A 21888-nucleotide genomic window follows, 5' to 3' on the forward strand; every position below is an offset into this window, starting at 1 on the left:
GCTTAGACGCATGGTTTATATGGTCAATCGCACCTCTCCAAATCGATTATCACGCTGGGGCTCCTTTCTTTGGATACAATGTACTCGCAATAGCATGGACATTAACTTACGAGATTTCTTTTTATATTATTTTTCTTGCAGCCATGATTATATCCCACAAATATAGGGCTATATTATGCTCATCCATAATCTTGACAATGGTTTTATTTTCACAATTAATGAGCGCCACTCCAACACTCAATGGCGTAAATACAAACTATATCGAAAATGACTTTATTACTCTTATTTCATCACCTATATACATTGACTTTGTATATGGTATGGTATCATATTTGATATATAAAAATATTTTACCTGCGCTATCGAGATACAGGGGAACAGTTTTAAACATTTTGCTAATTTCAACCATAATTGTTACTACAGCATTAATATTTTCAACACAACACAACGATCACGGCCCTTTAGGCTGGGGGGCTATGGCATTTATCATTGTCGTCTCAACGACTTTAATGGAAGCAAGTTTCACGACAGCAAAACACAAGCCTCTAATTATGCTCGGGAATATTTCATTTTCTCTTTACATGTGGCATTTCATTTTTATAGAAATAACTAACACATATTTCCCAAGCATTTCAATGAATGGTTTTTATACCTTAGCCATTATGACAACCTGCTCAATTGCAATCGCATGGATTTCATTCAATCTCATTGAGATTCCATCAATTAACCTTTCAAAGAAAATCATATCATGGATAGACAGAAACAACCCAGAGCGTGTTGTTTCATAGCTAAACAGTGCCCAATGTGCGTCATTCTAAAAAATGATAGCGTTAACCAGATAAAATAATCCGCTCTAATGGATCTAATTATCGCCGCGATACATAGAACGCCATCATTTCCATAGAATATCAACTCACTTATGCGTTTCCGAATGAATTTTCGTCCATTTATTATCCGATCAGCCCCATACTTGGGGCTCAGCACACACGTGCCAGTGAAATTATTTTCAGTTCCATCACATTCGAATGATTGTAATTTTGAAAGCGGTATTGAAGTCTTGAGACGTGACGATGACGCATCGGGGAGGTGTGCAATTGCTGCTTTTAATCGTATCCAGTAATTGGGTATAGCCCTTCAATCGGGAACAATGATTACCCGTGCCTGCCATCATTACGCAGTCGGGTCTTTCAACCAGTCGCAAGAGGCAGCAATGCGGCGCGCAAATGGTTTACCGGGTGTAGGGATCCTGGATGGCTAAAAATAACCAGGACCAGGTCCTCATTCTCAAACAGAAATCGAGAGCGTTTGCCCCATACATTCCCCACGCTGTAGGATCGGATGATTAATAATTATAAATAGCATCAGGTTAGATAACCTACACCTGCATCCCCATCACTTCCTGATAAGCCGACACCAGCTTGTTACGCACCTGGATCCCCATCTGGATAGAAACCGAGGCTTTTTGCAAATCGGTCATCACATCATTGAGCGCCACGCCCGGCTCGCCGAGGGTGAACTTCTCCGCCTGCGTACGCGCAGCGGTCTGGGTATCGCTGATACGGTCAAGAGCGGCATGCAGTTGCCCCGCAAAGCTGATGGTCGGCTGCTGTTCTGCCACATTCTGATTACGGGCCGTCATCGCCGTTGCCTGCAACTGACTGATGACCCCTTCAATGCCCTGTATAGCCATGACTCTCCCCTGGATGGTTTTTTACGCGGTCAAGACTAACAGCTTGTCAATAAGATAATGGCGGTAAATAGCGTGAAAAAACCAGGTTATTTGACGCATAGAAAATCCGGAATCGTCAAATAATGGCAGGGCCATCAATATGGAACTTTTGTCGTGTTTGCCGACCCGGGAGTCAGTTTTGTTTCTCTACACGAATAACGTAAACCACCAGGATTTAAGAGGTGCGCAATGAGTGCAACAGCATCGACAGCGCCACAAAATAAATCACTCGAGTGGATGAACCGCCTTCGCGCGAATCCTAAAATCCCGTTGATCGTGGCAGGCGCTGCCGCAATTGCGATCCTTGTAGCGATGGTTTTATGGGCGAAAAGCCCTGATTACCGCACGCTCTACAGCAACCTTTCCGATCAGGATGGCGGCGCCATCGTCACCCAGCTTACCCAGATGAACATCCCGTATCGCTTTGCCGATAATGGCGGTGCGCTTGAGGTACCGGCGGATAAAGTGCACGAGCTTCGTCTGCGCCTGGCACAGCAGGGCCTGCCAAAGGGCGGCGCGGTCGGCTTTGAGCTGCTGGACCAGGAAAAATTCGGTATCAGCCAGTTCAGCGAGCAGGTGAACTACCAGCGTGCGCTGGAAGGCGAGCTGGCCCGCACCATTGAAACGTTAGGCCCGGTGAAGAGTGCCCGCGTGCACCTGGCAATGCCTAAACCCTCTTTATTTGTTCGTGAACAGAAATCCCCTTCAGCTTCCGTTACCGTGAACCTCGAGCCCGGCCGCGCGCTGGACGAAGGGCAAATCAGCGCGGTAACGCATCTCGTCTCCAGCGCCGTCGCCGGCCTGCCGCCGGGTAACGTGACGCTGGTGGATCAAAGCGGACACCTGCTGACGCAATCCAATACCGCCGGGCGTGACCTGAACGACGCGCAGCTGAAATACGCCGCCGACGTTGAAAGCCGTCTCCAGCGCCGCATCGAAGCGATCCTCGGCCCGGTGGTGGGCAACAGCAACGTGCACGCCCAGGTGACCGCGCAGATTGACTTCTCTAATAAAGAACAAACCGAAGAGCAATACAGCCCGAACGGCGATGCGGCTCAAGCGGTAATGCGTTCACGCCAGATAAACTCCAGCGAACAGATCGGCGGGGCCTACCCTGGCGGCGTGCCGGGCGCGCTCTCTAACCAGCCAGCGCCGGCAAACGCGGCGCCGATTTCCACGCCGCCGGCCAACCAGCAGAACGGTCAGCAAAATAATCAGCAGACCACCTCAACGACCAATAACGCCGGTCCGCGCTCCAGCAGCCGTAACGAAACCACGAACTATGAAGTGGACCGGACGATCCGCCACACTAAGCTGAACGTGGGCGATATTCAGCGTCTTTCCGTTGCGGTGGTGGTGAACTACAAAACCCTGCCGGACGGCAAACCGTTGCCGTTAACCGCCGAGCAGATGAAGCAGATTGAAAACCTGACCCGCGAAGCGATGGGCTACTCCGAGAAGCGCGGCGATACCCTCAACGTGGTGAACTCTCCGTTTAACTCGGTTGAAGAGACCGGCGGTGAACTGCCGTTCTGGCAACAGCAGGCGTTTATCGACCAGCTGATGTCCGCAGGCCGCTGGCTGCTGGTGCTGATTGTCGCGTGGCTGCTGTGGCGTAAGGGCGTTCGTCCTCAGCTCCAGCGTCGTGCGGAAGCCGAAAAAGCGGCGCGCGAGCAGATGAATACGCGTCAGGAAACGGAAGAAGCGGTTGAAGTTCGCCTCAGCAAAGATGAACAGATGCAGCAGCGTCGTGCTAACCAGCGCATGGGCGCTGAGGTGATGAGCCAGCGCATTCGCGAAATGTCAGATAACGATCCGCGCGTCGTGGCGCTGGTCATCCGCCAGTGGATGGGTAACGAACATGAGTAATACGCTTACGGGCACCGATAAAAGCGTCATCCTGCTGATGACCATTGGCGAAGATCGCGCGGCAGAGGTGTTTAAACACCTCTCCCAGCGAGAAGTGCAAATTCTCAGTGCGGCGATGGCCAACGTGCGTCAAATCTCCAACAAACAGCTGACCGAAGTGCTGTCAGAGTTTGAACAGGAAGCCGAACAGTTTGCCGCGCTGAACGTCAACGCCAACGACTACCTGCGCTCCGTGCTGGTCAAGGCGCTGGGCGAAGAGCGTGCCGCCAGCCTGCTGGAAGACATTCTGGAAACCCGCGATACCGCCAGCGGTATCGAAACGCTCAACTTTATGGAGCCGCAGAGTGCCGCCGACCTGATTCGCGACGAGCACCCGCAGATTATCGCCACCATCCTGGTTCACCTAAAACGTGGTCAGGCGGCCGATATTCTGGCCCTGTTCGAAGAGCGCCTGCGTCACGACGTGATGCTGCGTATCGCCACCTTCGGCGGCGTCCAGCCGGCCGCGCTGGCGGAGCTGACCGAAGTGCTGAACAACCTGCTCGACGGTCAGAACCTCAAGCGCAGCAAAATGGGCGGCGTGAGAACGGCGGCGGAAATTATCAACCTGATGAAAACGCAGCAGGAAGAAGCCGTCATTTCGGCGGTTCGCGAATTCGACGGCGAGCTGGCGCAGAAAATCATCGACGAGATGTTCCTGTTCGAAAACCTCGTCGAAGTGGACGACCGCAGCATCCAGCGCCTGCTCCAGGAAGTGGATTCCGAGTCGCTGCTTATCGCCCTCAAAGGCGCCGAACAGCCGCTGCGCGAGAAGTTCCTGCGCAACATGTCCCAGCGTGCGGCGGATATCCTGCGCGACGACCTTGCCAACCGCGGCCCGGTTCGTCTGTCTCAGGTGGAAAACGAACAGAAAGCCATCCTGCTTATTGTTCGTCGTCTGGCGGAAACCGGCGAGATGGTGATTGGCAGCGGAGACGACACCTATGTCTAATGAGCTGTCGTGGAAGCGTTGGACGCCGGACGATCTGGCCCCTCCCCTTGCCGAATTCACGCCCGCGGTGGTCTCGCCCGCAGAGCCCGACGCGGACGTTGAACAGCCCGAGCTGAGCGAAGAGGAGCAGCAAGCGCAGATGCTGGCGCAGCTACAAATGCAGGCGCACGAGCAGGGCTATAACGCCGGTCTGAACGAAGGCCGCCAGAAGGGGCACGATCTGGGGTACCAGGAAGGCCTGGCGAAAGGGTTAGAGCACGGTATCGATCAGGCGCGCCAGCAGCAGGCGCCGATCCATGCCCGCATGCAGCAGCTGGTCAGCGAGTTCCAGCACACGCTGGACGCGCTGGACAGCGTGATTGCCTCGCGTCTGATGCAGATGGCGCTGGAGGCGGCGCGTCAGGTTATCGGCCAGACGCCCGTGGTGGATAACACCGCGCTGATTAAACAAATTCAGGGTCTGCTTCAGCAGGAGCCGCTGTTCAGCGGCAAACCGCAGCTGCGCGTCCACCCGGACGATCTGCAGCGCGTTGAAGAGAGCCTGGGCGCAACGCTTAGCCTGCACGGCTGGCGTCTGCGCGGCGACCCATCCTTACACCACGGCGGATGCAAAGTCTCTGCCGATGAAGGCGACCTGGATGCCAGCGTCGCCACCCGCTGGCAGGAACTGTGTCGCCTGGCGGCACCGGGAGTCGTCTGATGACCGCACGCCTTACCCGCTGGCTCACCACGCTCGACAACTTTGAGACGAAGATGGCGCAACTGCCATCTGTTCGTCGTTATGGGCGACTGACGCGCGCCACCGGTCTGGTACTGGAGGCCACCGGCCTGCAGCTTCCCCTGGGTGCGACCTGCGTCATTGAGCGTCAGGATGGGCAGGAAACGCGTGAAGTGGAAAGCGAAGTGGTCGGGTTTAACGGCCAGCGCCTGTTCCTGATGCCGCTTGAAGAGGTGGAAGGCATTCTGCCCGGCGCGCGCGTTTACGCCAAAAACATCAGCGGCGACGGGCTGCAAAGCGGGAAACAGCTGCCGCTTGGCCCTGCCCTGCTCGGCCGCGTGCTGGACGGCAGCGGGAAGCCGCTTGACGGACTGCCCGCGCCGGACACCACCGAAACCGGCGCGCTGATTACCCAGCCGTTCAACCCCCTGCAGCGTACCCCTATTGAGCACGTGCTGGATACCGGCGTGCGTCCGATTAACGCCCTGCTCACCGTAGGGCGCGGACAGCGCATGGGCCTGTTCGCCGGTTCCGGCGTCGGGAAATCCGTCCTGCTCGGCATGATGGCGCGCTATACCCAGGCCGACGTGATTGTCGTGGGGCTGATCGGCGAGCGTGGTCGCGAAGTAAAAGACTTTATTGAAAACATTCTGGGTGCGGAAGGCCGCGCCCGCTCGGTGGTGATCGCCGCGCCAGCGGACGTGTCGCCGCTGCTGCGTATGCAGGGTGCCGCCTACGCCACCCGTATCGCCGAAGATTTTCGTGACCGCGGCAAGCACGTGCTGCTGATCATGGACTCCCTCACCCGCTACGCGATGGCGCAGCGTGAAATTGCGCTGGCCATCGGCGAGCCGCCGGCCACCAAAGGCTATCCGCCTTCGGTCTTCGCCAAACTTCCGGCGCTGGTAGAGCGTGCGGGGAACGGCATCAGCGGCGGCGGCTCCATCACCGCGTTCTATACGGTGCTGACCGAGGGCGACGACCAGCAGGACCCGATTGCCGACTCCGCGCGCGCGATCCTGGACGGCCATATCGTGCTGTCGCGCCGCCTGGCCGAAGCCGGGCACTACCCGGCGATTGATATTGAAGCGTCCATCAGCCGTGCGATGACGGCATTGATTACCGAGAAGCACTACGCCCGCGTGCGTAACTTCAAACAACTGCTTTCCAGCTTCCAGCGCAACCGCGATCTGGTCAGCGTGGGGGCGTATGCCAAAGGCAGCGACCCGATGCTCGACAAGGCGATTAGCCTGTGGCCGCAGCTGGAGGCGTTTTTACAACAGGGCATTTTTGAGCGTGCCGACTGGGAAGATTCAATCCAGGCGCTGGAGCTGATTTTCCCGCAGGTGTAACACAGGTGGAGGGCGAAGGTCATGGCGCAAAACAGCGCGTTATCAACGCTGAAAGATCTGGCTGAAAAAGAAGTTGATGATGCCGCATTGCAGCTTGGCGCAATGCGACGCGGGTGCCAGCAGGCTGAAGAACAGTTGAAGATGTTAATCGACTATCAGCATGAATATCGCACCAACCTCAATACCGATATGACGCAGGGCATTGGCAGCCAGCGCTGGATTAACTATCAGCAGTTTATCCAGACGCTTGAGAAGGCGATAGAGCAGCACCGCCAGCAGCTAAACCAGTGGACCCAAAAAGTCGATACCGCGCTGAATTTCTGGCGCGAGAAAAAACAGCGGCTGCAGGCCTGGCAGACCTTACAGGACCGGCAGATTGCAGCCTCGACCCTGGCGGAAAACCGCCTGGATCAGAAGAAAATGGATGAGTTTGCCCAGCGCGCATCAATGAGGAAACCGGAATGATCACACTGCAACAACTGCTGATGAGCGACAGCGACCTGTCAGGCGGGATGCAAACAGGGAAAGGCACCGAGGGTGCACAGGACTTCCTCTCCCTGCTGGCGGGCGCCCTGACGGATGCAACGGGCAAGGGCAACGATGCGCCGCTCACCCTGGCGGATCTGAAAGCCGCCGGCAGCAAGCTGTCGAAGGTCGCGCAGGAGGCCAAAGGCGATACCGCTCTGCAGGCCAAAATTGCCGACCTGCTCTCGCGTCAGCCTGCGTTGAATGGCGTTGAAACGTCGGAGTCCGCGCCGCTTGAAACGTTGGTCTCCGGGCTGGTACCGCTGTCAAAGGGCGACGCGCTTAAGACGCTCACCGCGGCCAACGGTAAAGATGACGCTAAAACCGAGCTGAGCGAAGAAGAGCTGGCGGGGCTAAGCGCGCTGATGGCGATGCTGCCGCACCAGCAGACGACCGCCTCTCGTGCGGCAGGCATCGACGGCGTTCACGCCACCTCGGCGCTGAGTTCAGCAACGCTTTCGCAAAACGGTGCGGGACAGCCGCCGTCCCTGAACGCGCCTGCGGGAAGCCATGATAAAGCGCAGCTTTCTGCGTCCTATCAGAGCCAGGCGAAGAACAACGGTCCGGATCTCGCCGCCAACGCGCCAGCCACACCGGTCGTGGCCGCAGCCGCTGAGAAGCAGGACTTCGCCAGCGCCTCCTCGTCATCTTCGCCGACCGCTACCCTGGCGCCGATTATCTCCAGCCATGCGGCCAGCCAACCTGCCGCAACCGTTGCCACCGCCCCGGTGCTAAGCCAGCCTCTGGGCACACATGAATGGCAGCAGTCCCTGAGCCAGCACATCACCCTGTTCACTAAGCAGGGCCAGCAGACGGCGGAGCTGCGCCTGCACCCGGAAGATCTGGGCCAGGTGCAAATCTCGCTCAAGCTGGACGATAACCAGGCACAGCTGCAGATGGTCTCTGCGCACAGTCACGTGCGCGCGGCGCTGGAAGCCGCGCTGCCGGTCCTGCGGACCTCGCTGGCGGAAAACGGCATTCAGCTTTCTCAAAGCAGCGTCAGCAGCGAGAGCTTTGCCGGGCAACAGCAGTCTTCATCCCAGCAGCACCATGCTTCACGCCCGGGCCAGCACGGCGGTTTTAATGAAGAGAGCGATGAGCTCCTGCCGACCCCTGCGGCCCTGCAATCCGCGGCGCGCGGTAACGGTGCCGTAGACATCTTCGCCTAAACGCCAGAGGTAGCGTGATTATCCCCGTCTTTTCCACGCTTTGACGACGGCAGGACACGGGATAATCACCTTATTAAGCTGTACCGAAACAGGAAGCTCGTATCAGATGACAGACTCCGCTATCACCAAAAAAAGCAAGCGTTCCATCTGGATCCCGCTGCTGGTGTTGATCACGCTCGCCGCCTGCGCTACCGCGGGCTATAGTTACTGGCGTATGCAGCAGGAACCTTCAACCGCTGCGGCCAAAGCCGAACCTGCCCCACCGCCGGCGCCGGTCTTTTTCCCTCTGGACACCTTCACCGTTAACCTCGGTGATGCGGATCGCGTGCTGTATGTCGGTATTACGCTGCGCCTGAAGGACGAAGCAACCCGCGCGCGCCTGAACGATTATCTGCCGGAAGTGCGTAGCCGCCTTCTCCTGCTGTTTTCTCGTCAGGACGCCTCCGCGCTGGCTACCGACGTGGGTAAGCAAAAGCTGGTCGATGCCATCAAGCAGACGCTGGCCACCCCGCTGGTAAACGGTCAACCTAAGCAGGAAGTCACTGACGTTCTGTACACAGCCTTTATTCTGCGGTAACGACATGGGCGACAGTATTCTTTCTCAGGCAGAAATCGACGCGCTGCTTAACGGCGACAGCGATAAGAGTGACGACCCGCAACCGGGTCTCACCGGCGACGATAATATTCGTCCTTACGATCCCAATACCCAGCGTCGCGTGGTACGTGAACGTCTGCAGGCGCTGGAGATCATTAACGAACGTTTTGCACGTCAGTTCCGTATGGGGCTGTTTAACCTGCTACGTCGTAGCCCGGATATCACGGTCGGTGCGATCCGCATCCAGCCGTATCATGAGTTTGCCCGCAACCTGCCGGTGCCAACCAACCTTAACCTGATTCATCTGAAGCCGCTGCGCGGCACCGGTCTGGTGGTGTTTTCCCCAAGCCTGGTGTTCATCGCGGTGGATAACCTGTTCGGCGGCGACGGGCGTTTTCCGACCAAAGTGGAAGGTCGTGAATTTACCCACACCGAGCAGCGCGTCATTAACCGCATGCTGAAGCTGGCGCTGGAATCCTACAGCGACGCGTGGAAAGCGATTAACCCGCTGGAAGTAGAGTACGTCCGTTCTGAGATGCAGGTGAAATTTACCAATATCACCACCTCCCCGAACGATATCGTCGTCAATACGCCGTTCCACGTGGAGATCGGTAACCTGACCGGTGAGTTCAACATCTGCCTGCCGTTCAGCATGATTGAACCGCTGCGCGAGCTGCTGGTTAACCCGCCGCTGGAGAACTCACGCAACGAAGATCAGAACTGGCGTGAAAACCTGGTGCGCCAGGTGCAGCACTCGCAGCTGGAGCTGGTGGCGAACTTTGCCGACATTTCGATGCGGTTATCCCAGATCCTGAAATTACAACCCGGCGACGTTTTGCCGATAGACAAACCCGACCGCATTATTGCCCACGTGGATGGTGTCCCCGTACTTACAAGCCAGTACGGCACGATTAACGGTCAGTATGCGTTACGCGTTGAGCACTTGATCAACCCGATTTTGAATTCGCTGAATGAGGAACAGCCCAAATGAGTGACATGAACAATCCGTCCGATGAAAACAGCGGAGCACTGGACGATCTGTGGGCTGACGCGTTAAACGAGCAAAAAACGACTCCGACAAAAAGCGCGGCGGACGCGGTATTCCAGCAGTTAGGCGGCGGCGACGTCAGCGGCACGCTGCAGGACATCGACCTGATTATGGACATCCCGGTTAAGCTGACCGTTGAACTGGGACGCACCCGGATGACCATTAAAGAGCTGCTGCGCCTCACGCAGGGTTCAGTTGTGGCCCTTGACGGCCTGGCCGGCGAGCCGCTGGATATTCTGATCAACGGTTATCTGATTGCCCAGGGTGAAGTGGTGGTGGTTGCCGATAAATACGGCGTGCGCATCACCGACATCATCACCCCGTCTGAACGCATGCGTCGTCTGAGCCGTTAAGCATGAAAACCCAGGCAACAATATCACAGCCTTCCGCCGTTCCCGGCTCCCCGCTGCTCCAGGTGAGCGGGGCGCTGTTCGGTATTATTGCCTTTATTCTTATCGCCGCCTGGCTGGCAAAGCGTTTTGGCCTGGCGGGTAAAACTGCCGGCACCCGCGGCCTGAAGGTCAGCGCCAGCACGACGCTTGGGCCGCGCGAACGCGTGGTCATCGTCGATGTGGAAGATGCGCGTCTGGTTCTGGGCGTAACCGGCTCAAACATCAACGTATTACATAAACTGCCGCCCGCCCCGGTCACGGTGGACGAGCGCGCACAAGCCCCTGCGGATTTTCAGTCCGTCATGAAGAGTTTGCTTAAGCGTTCCGGGAGAACCTGATGCGCCGTTTGTTATCCCTGACGCTTGCGGGCGTTGGCCTGTTTGCTCCTGCGGTTTATGCGCAGTTGCCCGGTCTGGTTTCCACGCCGATTGCGGGCGGCGGCCAGAGCTGGTCGCTCCCGGTTCAGACGCTGGTCTTCATCACCTCGCTGACGTTTATTCCGGCCATTCTGCTGATGATGACCAGCTTTACCCGCATCATCATCGTTTTTGGTCTGCTGCGAAACGCGCTGGGCACCCCTTCGGCGCCGCCAAACCAGGTGCTTCTGGGGCTGGCGCTGTTTTTGACCTTTTTCATCATGTCGCCGGTGATCGATAAGATTTATACCGACGCCTACCAGCCGTTCAGCGAAGACAAAATTTCGATGCAGGAGGCGCTGGAAAAAGGCGCGCAGCCGCTGCGGGAATTTATGCTGCGCCAGACGCGCGAGGCGGACCTGGCGCTCTTCGCCCGCCTGTCCAACACCGGCGAGCTGCAGGGCCCGGAAGCGGTACCGATGCGCATTCTGCTGCCGGCCTATGTCACCAGCGAGCTGAAAACCGCGTTCCAGATTGGCTTTACCATCTTTATCCCGTTCCTGATTATCGACCTGGTGATCGCCAGCGTCCTGATGGCGCTCGGGATGATGATGGTACCGCCCGCCACCATTGCCCTGCCCTTTAAGATCATGCTTTTTGTGCTGGTCGACGGCTGGCAGCTGCTGGTCAGCTCGCTGGCGCAAAGTTTTTACAGTTAAGGAACGGCAATGACACCCGAATCGGTCATGATGATGGGCACGGAAGCGATGAAAGTCGCGATTGCCGTTGCCGCGCCGCTGCTGCTTGTCGCGCTGGTTACCGGCCTGATTATCAGTATTCTTCAGGCTGCCACGCAGATTAACGAAATGACGCTGTCGTTTATCCCGAAAATCATCGCCGTATTCGTGGCGATTATCGTGGCCGGACCGTGGATGCTGAACCTGCTGCTGGACTATATGCGCAACCTGTTTACCAATCTGCCGTACATCATCGGCTGACCTGACGATGCTGCACTTCACCAGCGACCAGTGGGTTCAGTGGCTCGGCGTCTATTTCTGGCCGATGCTGCGCATTCTGGCGCTGATCTCCACCGCCCCCATTCTCAGCGAGAAATCGATCCCCAAGCGCGTTAAGGTGGGGCTGGGCATTATCATCACCATTATCGTCGCCCCTTCCCTGCCACCCGTGGATATTCCCATCTTCTCGGCTAACGCGGTATGGGTCGCTTTACAGCAGGTGATGATTGGCGTCGCCGTGGGCTTTACCATGCAGCTCGCCTTCGCCGCCGTGCGCACGGCCGGCGAGTTGATTGGCCTGCAGATGGGGCTATCGTTCGCCACGTTTGTCGATCCCGGCAGCCATCTCAATATGCCGGTGCTGGCGCGCATCATCGATCTGCTCGCCATGCTGCTGTTTCTGTCGCTCAACGGTCATCTGTGGCTCATCTCCATGCTGGTGGATACTTTCCATACGCTGCCGATCGGTGATAACCCGGTCAACAGCAATGCCTTCCTCGCGCTGACCCGCGCGGCGGGGCTGATCTTCCTCAACGGTCTGATGCTGGCTCTGCCGATCATCACCCTGCTGCTCACCGTCAACCTGGCATTAGGCTTACTGAACAGAATGGCACCGCAGCTCTCGGTGTTTGTGATTGGTTTTCCGCTAACGTTGACGGTCGGAATTTTATTAATGTCATTACTGATGCCACTTATCGCCCCCTTCTGTGAACATTTATTCGGCGAGATATTCAATCTGTTAGCGGATATTGTCAGCGAATTGCCACGTAAATAATAGTCCTCACGGTCGCTATTGTCTTTCTGAGGATATTCCTAAAATAAAACGCGAAAAACATCTTCCAGGATATATCTGACGCGGTTTAAATGTTTCTAACCACCTCACAATACTTAATATTTACTTTACTTTAAGAAGATTCCTGGCAAATTATACGTAACTTTACGGGATAGTGAGTCCGCCTGAAAGTCTTTGTCATGCTCACAGGTTTATTATTTTTTTCCATCCCGTATGGCTGTTTTGAGCTCTCAGGCAGATGGTGAATTATCGTTACGCATTGAGTGAGGGTATGCCATGTCAACGATCATTATGGATTTATGCAGCTACACCCGGCTAGGGTTAACCGGGTACCTGGCAAGCAGAGGGGTAAGAAAGAGAGACATCAACGATGCACACACCGTTGAAGAACTCGCAGCCGCTTGTGACGAACTCAAACCAGGCGTGGTGTTTATTAATGAGGACTGTTTCATTCACGATCCAGCCAACAGTCAGCACATTAAGCAAATCATTAATCAGCATCCAAAAACCCTGTTTATTGTTTTTATGGCGATCGCGAATATCCATTTCGATGAGTATTTGTTGGTCCGTAAAAATTTATTGATCAGTTCTAAGTCGATTAAACCCGAGTCGCTGGATGACATTCTGGGTGATTATTTGAATAAAGAAGTTAAAAATGTAGGAGCGGTTAACTTACCCACCCTTTCATTAAGCAGGACTGAATCAAGTATGCTGCGAATGTGGATGGCTGGACAAGGGACTATTCAGATCTCTGACCAGATGAATATTAAAGCGAAAACCGTTTCGTCACACAAAGGAAATATTAAAAGGAAAATTAAAACGCATAATAAGCAAGTGATCTATCACGTGGTACGTCTGACCGATAATGTGACGAACGGGATTTTCGTCAACATGCGTTAGTGGCTTAAACCCCTTTGCACCCTACCTTTGATCTCTGGCCTGGCCAGAGATTTTTGCTTTTGCGGACGTGGTCGGGCACGCGCAATGCCACCCGACGCTGTACTACTCCGCTTTCTCAACAAAAATGCCGTCCGGATGCCCCAGTTCGTTAAAAAACCAGATGCCGAGCGGGTAGTCTTCCAGTGAGACCAGGTACATTGTGCCTTCACTAAACTCTTCAATTGCCAGCACCACCCCCGGGCGGCGCGGCCCACCGTCCGTTTTAACGGTTACCCGATCGTTGACCTTCATACATTCCTCCTCTGGTTTTGAGCCAGTGTAGAACAAAACGCAAAAACACACATCGCCGCACGGCGTGAATGGCGTTTTTATACACAGTCTATACTTACCGTGGACACGGTTTAATGAGGAGCCCCGTAATGAAGACCGATAAAGAGTACAGCGACACCATCAAACGCGAGGTCGAGGTGGATGTCGATGCCCTGCTGGCCGCCATCAATGAGATCAGTGAGTCAGAAGTCCGCCGCACGAACGATGGTTCGGACCACGTCATTGTTAACGGGAGGGATTATCACACCTACCGCGAGCTGGCGGAGGCCTTCGAGCTGGATATTCATGACTTTAGCGTGTCTGAAGCAAATCGTTAGCACGAAAAAAATCCCGGTCATGGGGATGGCCGGGATCAAAACTTGCTTATGCAAGAAGCACTTGAAAATTCGTTACACCAGGAAATCTGATGTACAAACAACACTATCCCCAACGATTTTGCATGACAAGCATATATTCTTACGGCGAATATAATATTTTTAACATAATCGTTTTGGTTATGAGCAACAACATCCGCCGAATGCGGGTTTGGCTGGATCGGTTCTCCTCAATCCGGTTTAAGCCCAGATATTTTTTAGGAATATTCTTAGATTAAGGCTCATTCATTTTCGGGAGTTACTATGCTTTCACTCCGGGGTCCCCTGCTGATTTTTTCCGATCTGGATGGGTCGCTGCTGGATATTCATACCTATGAGTGGCAGCCCGCAATGCCGTGGCTGGATAAACTGCAGGACAACCAGGTGCCGGTGATTCTTTGCAGCAGCAAGAGCGCGGCAGAGATGCTGGATATTCAGCAGGATCTGGGTCTGGAAGGGTTACCGTTTATCGCTGAGAACGGCGCGGTGATTCAGCCTGACGTGCGCTGGGAAATGGGTCAGCGCCACATCAACGGTATGACGCACCGGGAGATTCGTCCGCTTATTGAGCAAATCCGCCAGCAGGCGGGCTTCAAATTCACCACCTTTGACGACGTGGACGACCGCGTCATTAGCGAATGGACGGGGATGACCCGCTACCGTGCGGTGCTTGCCCGCAAGCATGACGCCTCCGTCACGCTCATCTGGCGTGATTCCGACGAAGCCATGGCCCGGTTTGAAGCGGCGCTGGCGCAACGCGGGCTGAAATGCCTGCAGGGTGCCCGTTTCTGGCATATTCTCGATGCCGGCTGCGGTAAGGACGTTGCGGCTAACTGGCTAATCGCGCAGTACCGTGAACGGGAAAATATTGAACCCACGACCCTGGGACTCGGCGATGGGCCGAACGACGCGCCGCTGCTGGACAGCGTGGACTTCGCGGTGGTGATTAAGGGGATAAACCGCCAGGGTATTACGTTACGGGACGATAACCCCCGCCGGGTTTATCACACCCAGCAGGCAGGACCGCTCGGCTGGCAGGAGGGGCTGGATCACTTTTTGTCATGATCGTGCCAGACAACCCGGTTACGTCCGTCCTGTTTAGCTTTATATAACCGGGCATCCGCCACGGACTGCAGCTGTTCGAAATCGTAATTTTCGTTTTCCCGGGCGCTGCTGACGCCGAGTGACGCGCTGATGCGCAGGGTCGTACTCTTCATCACCAGAATCTCCTTGCTGTTGATTCGGCAGCGAATACGTTCCGCGACGCCTCTCGCCTCCTCAAGACCGAGCCCCGGCAGGACGATACAAAACTCTTCCCCGCCCACGCGTCCTGCCACGTCGTTTTTACGCAATGCGCTGGAAATTAGCCCTGCCGAGTGGGAAAGCACCTTGTCACCGGCCTGGTGACCGAACCGATCGTTGACGCTTTTAAAATGGTCGAGGTCTAACTGAATGACCGAGAACGGCAACGACTGTTGATGACACTTCTTCGCCAGCAGTTTCGCGCGTTCGAACAGCGCGCCGCGATTATTCAGGCGGGTTAGCGGGTCGTGCCAGGCCTGCCACTTGAGCGAGTGTTGCAGCGTATACATATTGCTAACCATCCGGCGGATCACCAGCCACGAAATCAGCAGCATCGCGGTAAAGAGTGCCCACAGTAATGCCAGTACGATACTGATGCTGCCGAAGTCGCCCTGTACCCCTTCCTGCAGAGTATGGACACGCAAAACCAGGCCATCAAAATGATCGAGCCGCTGCCAGCTGATGAAACGGCTGCCGAGGCGGATGCCACCACCAGTATCGTGCTCGATCGCCTGCGCTATCTGCGCGAGTTCGCGTTCATCGAAATGGTTCACCTGTTTATCTGTCTTTTCAGAGGAGGCAATCATATTGAGCCGGGAGTCGTACAGCTGATACTCCCCCTCCGTACGGTCGTCCGTCGCCTCTGCCAGCAGGCGTTGCATCGTATTCAGCGAAAAATCCATCGCCACCACACCATACCAGTAGCGATTGAAATAGATGGGGACGCTGGCAGTGATCGTTCGCTCGTCACCGGTCCAGGATGACGGCGTGGAGATAAACCAGCGCACCGCGCGGGAGCGATTGTTACGTTCCGACTGCTGGGTAAACCAGGACTGCGTGACCAGGTGATAATAGCGGGGGATAATATCGCTCGCCTCTTTTAGCGTATCCGTCGAAAGATAAAACCCGGCGCGTGAAACGTAGATCACCCGAGATTCACTATGCCTGCTCGACGTCGCCAGCCTGAGCAGATAACCCACCTCAAGCGCGGCTGAAATTTCATTGCTGAGGCGTTCAGCGTCCCGGTTCAGAATCGACGTTTTTTCAACAAACGCATCCGAGACGCCGTTAATCGGAAGTGTGCGATTTCTATCAACGAGGAGCTGCCAGGTGGGACGCATGCGTAATGCGTTAAAGTGCGATACTGCATCGTGCAAAACATTGAAGGCCAGCGGCGTCTGTAGCGCATCGCGCATGCTCTGGCGAAATAACAGCATTTTATCCACGCTGTACTGCAGCTGCCTGTCCAGCGAGCTGGCCACGGTTTCCAGGTGGTTGCGCTGGCTGGAGATATACGCCTCTTCGAGGACCACCACTTCACGCCAGGTCAGGAGGGTTGAAAATACCAGAACAGTGATAAAACAGAGGTTAACAATCAAACCCGGATTGCTACGCTTATGCAGCCATTGCAGAAAAGATCGTCTTACAACAAAGGTATCGCGCTGCACACACACTCCCTGATTACTACCTTACACCCGGTACTTCAGTTAAAAACGCCCGGCAAAGCCGGGCGTTATGTGATTAAGCCTGATCGTGCTTGCGCTGGCCGTCACCCGGCTGAAGCTCATCTTCACGAAAGGCTTCCTGCTTAATGCTGTAGCCATCATGCCACCGACATTCCACCATTCCGCTGGAATACCCGGTGACAATCATGCGCGGGCCGCCCTTCTTAGGCTTAACTTCATCACTGACCAAAAAGACCATACCTGCCTCCTGTATCAGGGTGAAACTGTTTCAATTTAGACGAGGAATGGTCTTTTTGCACCCTGCGACGGGTAACAATTAGTGCGCCGTACCGCGCATTTTTTCGATCAGTTTCACCGCCGCCACCACGATAGCGCCAACGATAAAGCCCAGCACCAGATTAAGCAGCGTGGGCAGAATCGCTGCCACCACGCTCCCCTGCGCCGAGGCGAAATGTTCGATGGCATGGTGCAGCGGCGCAATGCCGTGGACCACAATGCCGCCGCCCACGAGGAACATCGCCAGGGTCCCCACCACGGACAAGCTCTTCATCAGCCACGGCGCCAGCGTCAGTAAGCCTTTGCCGATGCCTTTAGCCACCGCGCTGGATTTCTCCTCCAGCCAGTAGCCGATATCATCCAGCTTCACGATCAGTCCGACCAGGCCGTAAACGCCCACCGTGACCAGAATGGCGATCCCGGAGAGGATCAACACCTGATTCAGCAGCGGCGCATCGGAGACGATGCCCAGCGTAATGGCGACAATTTCAGCCGACAGAATAAAGTCGGTGCGAATGGCGCCTTTGATTTTATCGCGCTCGAAAACTTTCGGATCCTGCGCGGCAAGCGCTTCAAGGCGCTGCTGGCGCGCCTCCGGGGTATCCTTCTGCTTGCGCGAGCTCAAAGAGTGCAGGACCTTCTCCACGCCTTCGAAGCACAAGAATGCCCCGCCAATCATCAGCAGCGGCGTGATGGCCCAGGGGATGAATGCGCTGATCAGCAGCGCCAGCGGCACCAGGATCACTTTGTTCAGAAACGAGCCTTTTGCCACACCCCACACCACCGGCAGCTCACGGTTAGCCCGTACCCCGCTCACCTGCTGGGCGTTAAGCGAGAGATCGTCCCCCAGCACCCCTGCGGTTTTCTTCGCCGCCAGTTTTCCCATTACGGAAATATCATCCAGTAAGGTGGCAATATCATCCAGCAATGTTAATAAGCTACTTCCTGCCAAAATGGTGATCCTTCTTTTTTTGATAATTAAGTGAATAGTATGGAGCAAAAGCGCAATCGCGGAAACAGGCAGCTTTCGTCAACAAAAAATTCACATCAACTACACAATTAAAGGGCTCGCCAGCGCGATAGTTTTCGCGTTTACTATCAGCGACCTTTTTATTTCGTCGTGAGGGATTATGCGTTTCCGGCAACTGCTTCCGCTTATCGGGGCACTTTTTTCGCTGTATATCATTTGGGGTTCCACCTATTTTGTCATTCGCATCGGCGTGGAAAGCTGGCCGCCGCTGATGATGGCGGGCATTCGCTTCCTCTCGGCGGGTGTGCTGCTGCTGGCCTTCCTGCTGCTGCGCGGGCATAAGCTTCCACCGCTCCGCCCAATGCTTAACGCCGCCCTGATAGGCCTGCTGCTGCTGGCGGTGGGGAATGGTTTTGTAACCATTGCCGAGCACCAGAACGTACCGTCAGGGATCGCCGCCGTGGTCGTTGCCACCGTACCGCTGTTTACCCTCTGCTTCAGCCGTCTTTTCGGCATCCGCACCCGCAAGCTGGAGTGGCTGGGGATTGGCATCGGCCTTGCCGGCATTATTCTGCTTAACAGCGGCGGTAACCTGAGCGGGAATCCGTGGGGCGCAGTGATTATCCTTATCGGCTCGATGAGCTGGGCGTTTGGTTCCGTATACGGTTCGCGTATCGAACTGCCGACCGGCATGATGGCGGGGGCAATAGAGATGCTTGCGGCTGGGATTGTGCTGCTGCTGGCCTCAGCCCTGACGGGAGAGGAGCTGACTACCCTGCCGCCGTTGTCGGGCTTCCTGGCGGTAGGCTATCTGGCGCTGTTTGGCTCCATCATCGCCATCAACGCCTATATGTTCCTGATCCGTAACGTCTCTCCGGCGGTCGCCACCAGCTATGCCTACGTCAACCCGGTCGTGGCCGTGCTGCTCGGCACCGGGCTTGGCGGTGAAACGCTCTCTCCGGTTGAGTGGTTAGCTTTAGGGGTGATTGTTTTTGCCGTCGTGCTGGTGACCTTAGGCAAATATTTGCTGCCGGCAAAGCCCGTGGTTACGCCTTGCGAGGTGGAGAAACCGTAAGCGCGTGGATCCCCTGGGTGTCGATCTGCGCGGCCTGGCCGCCGCCGCAGATCCACTCTTCCAGCCGTTCGCTCAGATCGGCATCGTTCAGCTTTAACCGTCCTCTCAGCGCACACTCCCAGACGATCAGCACTCGCCAGCCCTGCGCGACAAGCGTGGCGAGATCCCGCGCGTCGCGCTCAACGTTCTTGCCAATCTTCTCCAGCCAGAAATCGGTGCGCGTCGCCGGGACTTTAAACAGGTAGCAGTCGTGATGATGCCAGAAACAGCCGTGGGTGAAGATAATGCACCGATACGCGTCGATGACGAAATCCGGGCGACCCGCAAGCGCGGGATCCTGCACGCGAAAGTCGAAGCCCGCCTGCGTCAGAAGCCCGGCCAGACGCTTTTCTATCGCGGTGTCACGCGTGCCGATGGCACGCATGTTTTTGCTCCGCGTGGCCTTATCGTGAACGTCCGTCATTGACGGCCTCACCCTGGCGGAGCGCCACCGCCTGTCTGATGCGCGGGGCCAGCAGTTTTGCCACCGCCGCGAACGCGGGCACCACCACCGAGTTGCCAAACTGACGGTAAGCCTGAGTATCCGAAACCGGAATGCGAAAGCGGTAGCCCTGCGGCGTTTCAAAGCCCATCAGCCGGGCGCACTCCCGCGGCGTGAGGCGCCGCGGACGGTGACGCTGGTTTTGCGGATCGTCGAAATCTTTCTCGCCCAGCGCTTTATCCCAGCCTCTGTCGATCAGGATTTCCGCGCCGTCTTTGTAGTAGCGAGCGGACAGCGTGCGGGTCACGCTGTGCGGATCGTTTGGGTTCACCATGCCAAACCCGAAGCCGTTGCCTTTGGCCTGATGCTTTTTGGCATAGCGGTAGAGGTATTTCCACAGGATTGGGGTAAGGATAAATTTCGCGTCGACCACCGGCTCCAGCAGGTCGGCAATGGTTGGACGACGCTCGGGGTATAAGGAGGGAATATCCCGCAGGGTGAAATCCCCCTTCAGATTGAGATCGCGGCGGAAACCGACGAGCACAATGCGTTCGCGATGCTGGGGCAGGAAGTGTTTCCCGTCGATAATTTTCGGGTCATCCGCGCCCATGTCCTCGGAATCCGCCACGTCATAGCCCAGCTCGTCCAGCGTTTGCATGATAATGCGGAAGGTCTTTCCACCGTCATGGCTCTTTAAGTTCTTGACGTTTTCCAGCACGAATATGGCCGGGCGACGGGCGTCAATGATTCGAGCCACATCGAAAAACAGCGTTCCCTGCGTATCGCAGGCAAAACCGTGGGCACGCCCGAGGGCATTCTTTTTGGAGACACCGGCCAGCGAGAAAGGCTGACACGGGAAGCCCGCCAGCAGCACGTCATGCGCCGGAATCGTCTGGCGAATGTGCTCGGCGGCTTGTTCATCCGTGACGCCGCTTTTATGGCTCAGGGTAACGTCGCGGATATCGGCGTTGAAATGATGTTCATGCGGATCGCAGTACCAGTTCGCTTTATAAGTGCGTACCGCATGTTTGTTCCACTCGCTGGTAAACACGCACTGACCGCCGATAGCTTCAAAGCCGTGCCGGATGCCACCGATGCCGGCAAACAGATCGATAAAGCGGAAGGCATAGTTCGGGTGCGCGGCAGACGGCCGCGGAAGCAGATCTTGCAGAAAACGAAACTCGCTTTCGCTCAGGCGGCGCCCTGCCCGATCGCTGGTCAGCAGTCGCTTAAGGATGGCCGGGCTCCAGTGGCTCTCGCCGTGCGCCACCAGCTGGTTTGCCAGCGTTTTAGCGTCATAAATATCCAGCAGCTGGCGCAGTAATGCCTGCACCGTTGCCGTTGACTTCTCAGCCTGCTCAGGCGCGGGCTCTGTCACTGATCGATTTTCCTGCATTCTTTTAACCGGGCAATAAAGACTGGAAACAGATTACCACAGTTCACTTTCGCAAACTGCGACGGAAGCGGTGTTGAATCTGGCTATCCAGCCCGATGCAGTCGCCCTGTAATTCGGCACTGAGTTTCGCCATAAACTGAATCAGAAAATCGGCGTTGTGCTGCGCGAGCTCGCGCCCGACGTCGGTTTGCATTGTATCAGGCAAGCGCAGCAGCTTGGTCTGAAAATGATCGAGCGCAAACGCCCGGTCATCAAGCGGGCGCGCGTCGGCAAACGGATCGTCCGCGTCAAAAAGCGGTACGCCCAGCGCGCCTGACACGGCAAACACGCGCGCCAGGCCAATCGCCCCCAGCGCCTCCAGACGATCTGCATCCTGGACAATTTTGGCCTCAATCGTGTACGGCGTCAGGCCGGCGCTGAAACTGTGCGCCTCGATGGCGTGCTCCACGGCGGCATAGCGATCGGACGGGAAGTCAGGGAAATCGCGGTGCAGAATGTCCCGCGTTCTGCGCGCAGCCAGACGCGACGACTGGCTGCGTTCAGGATGATTTTTCGGCAGGCTAACGATGTCGTGAAAATAGCAGGCGGTCAGGATCGTCAGCGGGTCGACGTGGTGATGAACCATGATTTTCTGCGCCGTCAGCCAGACGCGACGGAAGTGTGAAATATCGTGCGCGGTGTCGTCGGTCGCGTGATGTTCATCAAGCCAGGATTCAAAGCGCTGCTGCCACTGTATGAGTTCCATCATCCTTTCCTGTTACGAAAATGGGCACTGAATTATAACAT

General features: G+C 56.0%; 25 protein-coding genes and 1 pseudogene. 18 read left to right on the forward strand and 8 right to left on the reverse strand.

Going from position 1 to position 21888, the window contains the following annotated elements:
- Positions 1 to 788: acyltransferase (locus IM284_RS20575; RefSeq protein ID WP_193055878.1), on the forward strand; the 788-nt coding region annotated here is incomplete at its 5' end.
- Positions 789 to 1375: 587 nt separating this feature from the next.
- On the opposite strand, the gene fliE is transcribed toward IM284_RS20575, so the two are convergent.
- Positions 1376 to 1690, reverse strand: a complete 315-nt coding sequence (gene fliE / locus IM284_RS20580) for a flagellar hook-basal body complex protein FliE (protein ID WP_028013699.1) — start codon at positions 1688 to 1690, stop codon at positions 1376 to 1378.
- A gap of 228 nt (positions 1691 to 1918) precedes the next feature.
- Here fliE and fliF point away from each other — a divergent pair, with 228 nt between their 5' ends.
- The 14 genes and pseudogenes from fliF (at position 1919) to rcsA (ending at position 13453) form a co-directional block, all read left to right on the forward strand.
- Positions 1919 to 3598 carry a flagellar basal-body MS-ring/collar protein FliF gene (gene fliF / locus IM284_RS20585; RefSeq protein ID WP_028013700.1) on the forward strand — a complete coding sequence of 560 codons (1680 nt, stop codon included), beginning with the start codon at positions 1919 to 1921 and terminating at the stop codon, positions 3596 to 3598.
- Entirely contained in the window at positions 3591 to 4589 is a 999-nt protein-coding gene (gene fliG / locus IM284_RS20590; RefSeq protein WP_014832476.1) for a flagellar motor switch protein FliG, read from the forward strand. Before fliF ends, fliG begins: the two co-directional genes overlap by 8 nt.
- A complete protein-coding gene (fliH, locus tag IM284_RS20595; protein ID WP_045260350.1) occupies positions 4582 to 5289 on the forward strand; it encodes a flagellar assembly protein FliH in 708 nt (235 codons plus the stop codon). Before fliG ends, fliH begins: the two co-directional genes overlap by 8 nt.
- Positions 5289 to 6659, forward strand: coding sequence for a flagellar protein export ATPase FliI (gene fliI, locus IM284_RS20600; RefSeq protein WP_023330814.1), 1371 nt, complete (start codon positions 5289 to 5291; stop codon positions 6657 to 6659). The genes fliH and fliI overlap by 1 nt, the downstream gene beginning before the upstream one ends.
- 21 nt (positions 6660 to 6680) lie before the next feature.
- A complete protein-coding gene (gene fliJ / locus IM284_RS20605; RefSeq protein WP_006811155.1) occupies positions 6681 to 7124 on the forward strand; it encodes a flagellar export protein FliJ in 444 nt (147 codons plus the stop codon).
- Positions 7121 to 8353 (forward strand): flagellar hook length control protein FliK, encoded by a 1233-nt coding sequence (gene fliK, locus IM284_RS20610; protein ID WP_047367841.1) that lies wholly within the window; start codon positions 7121 to 7123, stop codon positions 8351 to 8353. The genes fliJ and fliK overlap by 4 nt, the downstream gene beginning before the upstream one ends.
- A 106-nt stretch (positions 8354 to 8459) precedes the next feature.
- A complete protein-coding gene (gene fliL, locus IM284_RS20615) occupies positions 8460 to 8930 on the forward strand; it encodes a flagellar basal body-associated protein FliL (protein WP_021241388.1) in 471 nt (156 codons plus the stop codon).
- Between the two features lie 4 nt (positions 8931 to 8934).
- Positions 8935 to 9939: a flagellar motor switch protein FliM gene (fliM, locus tag IM284_RS20620; protein ID WP_028013703.1), complete on the forward strand. Its 1005-nt coding sequence runs from the start codon at positions 8935 to 8937 to the stop codon at positions 9937 to 9939.
- Positions 9936 to 10349, forward strand: coding sequence for a flagellar motor switch protein FliN (gene fliN / locus IM284_RS20625; RefSeq protein WP_003859592.1), 414 nt, complete (start codon positions 9936 to 9938; stop codon positions 10347 to 10349). The genes fliM and fliN overlap by 4 nt, the downstream gene beginning before the upstream one ends.
- Positions 10350 to 10351: 2 nt before the next feature.
- Entirely contained in the window at positions 10352 to 10726 is a 375-nt protein-coding gene (fliO, locus tag IM284_RS20630) for a flagellar biosynthetic protein FliO (protein ID WP_045260352.1), read from the forward strand.
- Complete coding sequence (gene fliP / locus IM284_RS20635; RefSeq protein ID WP_028013705.1) at positions 10726 to 11463, forward strand: flagellar type III secretion system pore protein FliP; 738 nt, start codon at positions 10726 to 10728, stop codon at positions 11461 to 11463. Before fliO ends, fliP begins: the two co-directional genes overlap by 1 nt.
- A 9-nt stretch (positions 11464 to 11472) precedes the next feature.
- On the forward strand, positions 11473 to 11742 hold the full coding sequence (fliQ, locus tag IM284_RS20640) for a flagellar biosynthesis protein FliQ (protein WP_003859587.1): 270 nt from the start codon (positions 11473 to 11475) through the stop codon (positions 11740 to 11742).
- Between the two features lie 7 nt (positions 11743 to 11749).
- Positions 11750 to 12542 (forward strand): annotated as a pseudogene (gene fliR, locus IM284_RS20645) (flagellar biosynthetic protein FliR); the annotation flags it as partial.
- 287 nt (positions 12543 to 12829) lie between these two features.
- Complete coding sequence (gene rcsA, locus IM284_RS20650; RefSeq protein ID WP_013097740.1) at positions 12830 to 13453, forward strand: transcriptional regulator RcsA; 624 nt, start codon at positions 12830 to 12832, stop codon at positions 13451 to 13453.
- A 102-nt stretch (positions 13454 to 13555) separates the two neighbouring features.
- Here the strand turns inward: rcsA and dsrB are convergent, their stop codons facing one another.
- Entirely contained in the window at positions 13556 to 13744 is a 189-nt protein-coding gene (dsrB, locus tag IM284_RS20655; protein ID WP_013097741.1) for a protein DsrB, read from the reverse strand.
- Positions 13745 to 13872: 128 nt separating this feature from the next.
- On the opposite strand from dsrB, the gene yodD reads away from it, so the two are divergent.
- Positions 13873 to 14100, forward strand: a complete 228-nt coding sequence (gene yodD / locus IM284_RS20660; protein ID WP_028013707.1) for a YodD family peroxide/acid resistance protein — start codon at positions 13873 to 13875, stop codon at positions 14098 to 14100.
- Between the two features lie 300 nt (positions 14101 to 14400).
- Positions 14401 to 15201 carry a mannosyl-3-phosphoglycerate phosphatase-related protein gene (locus IM284_RS20665; RefSeq protein ID WP_047367844.1) on the forward strand — a complete coding sequence of 267 codons (801 nt, stop codon included), beginning with the start codon at positions 14401 to 14403 and terminating at the stop codon, positions 15199 to 15201.
- On the opposite strand, the gene dgcQ is transcribed toward IM284_RS20665, so the two are convergent.
- From dgcQ to IM284_RS20680, 3 genes are all read right to left on the reverse strand, one after another.
- Positions 15186 to 16886 carry a cellulose biosynthesis regulator diguanylate cyclase DgcQ gene (gene dgcQ, locus IM284_RS20670; RefSeq protein WP_047367845.1) on the reverse strand — a complete coding sequence of 567 codons (1701 nt, stop codon included), beginning with the start codon at positions 16884 to 16886 and terminating at the stop codon, positions 15186 to 15188. The genes IM284_RS20665 and dgcQ overlap by 16 nt on opposite strands.
- A 73-nt stretch (positions 16887 to 16959) precedes the next feature.
- Positions 16960 to 17142, reverse strand: coding sequence for a YodC family protein (locus IM284_RS20675; protein ID WP_028013710.1), 183 nt, complete (start codon positions 17140 to 17142; stop codon positions 16960 to 16962).
- A gap of 78 nt (positions 17143 to 17220) precedes the next feature.
- The gene (locus IM284_RS20680) at positions 17221 to 18135 is read right to left on the reverse strand and encodes a DUF808 domain-containing protein (RefSeq protein ID WP_169804339.1); all 915 of its coding nucleotides are present in this window, start codon (positions 18133 to 18135) and stop codon (positions 17221 to 17223) included.
- 175 nt (positions 18136 to 18310) lie between these two features.
- Between IM284_RS20680 and yedA the strand changes: the two genes are divergently transcribed.
- On the forward strand, positions 18311 to 19225 hold the full coding sequence (gene yedA / locus IM284_RS20685; protein WP_028013712.1) for a drug/metabolite exporter YedA: 915 nt from the start codon (positions 18311 to 18313) through the stop codon (positions 19223 to 19225).
- Here yedA and IM284_RS20690 read toward each other — a convergent pair.
- The 3 genes from IM284_RS20690 to IM284_RS20700 form a co-directional block, all read right to left on the reverse strand.
- Positions 19197 to 19688, reverse strand: a complete 492-nt coding sequence (locus tag IM284_RS20690; protein ID WP_041909351.1) for a very short patch repair endonuclease — start codon at positions 19686 to 19688, stop codon at positions 19197 to 19199. The two genes, yedA and IM284_RS20690, sit on opposite strands and share 29 nt — an antisense overlap.
- Entirely contained in the window at positions 19669 to 21084 is a 1416-nt protein-coding gene (locus IM284_RS20695) for a DNA cytosine methyltransferase (protein ID WP_047367846.1), read from the reverse strand. The genes IM284_RS20690 and IM284_RS20695 overlap by 20 nt, the downstream gene beginning before the upstream one ends.
- A 61-nt stretch (positions 21085 to 21145) precedes the next feature.
- The gene (locus tag IM284_RS20700; protein WP_045260359.1) at positions 21146 to 21847 is read right to left on the reverse strand and encodes a phosphohydrolase; all 702 of its coding nucleotides are present in this window, start codon (positions 21845 to 21847) and stop codon (positions 21146 to 21148) included.
- Positions 21848 to 21888: the final 41 nt, after the last annotated feature.

It is taken from the genome of Enterobacter cloacae complex sp. P12RS (genome assembly GCF_014895875.1).
GTDB classification, from domain to species: Bacteria; Pseudomonadota; Gammaproteobacteria; order Enterobacterales; family Enterobacteriaceae; genus Enterobacter; species Enterobacter bugandensis.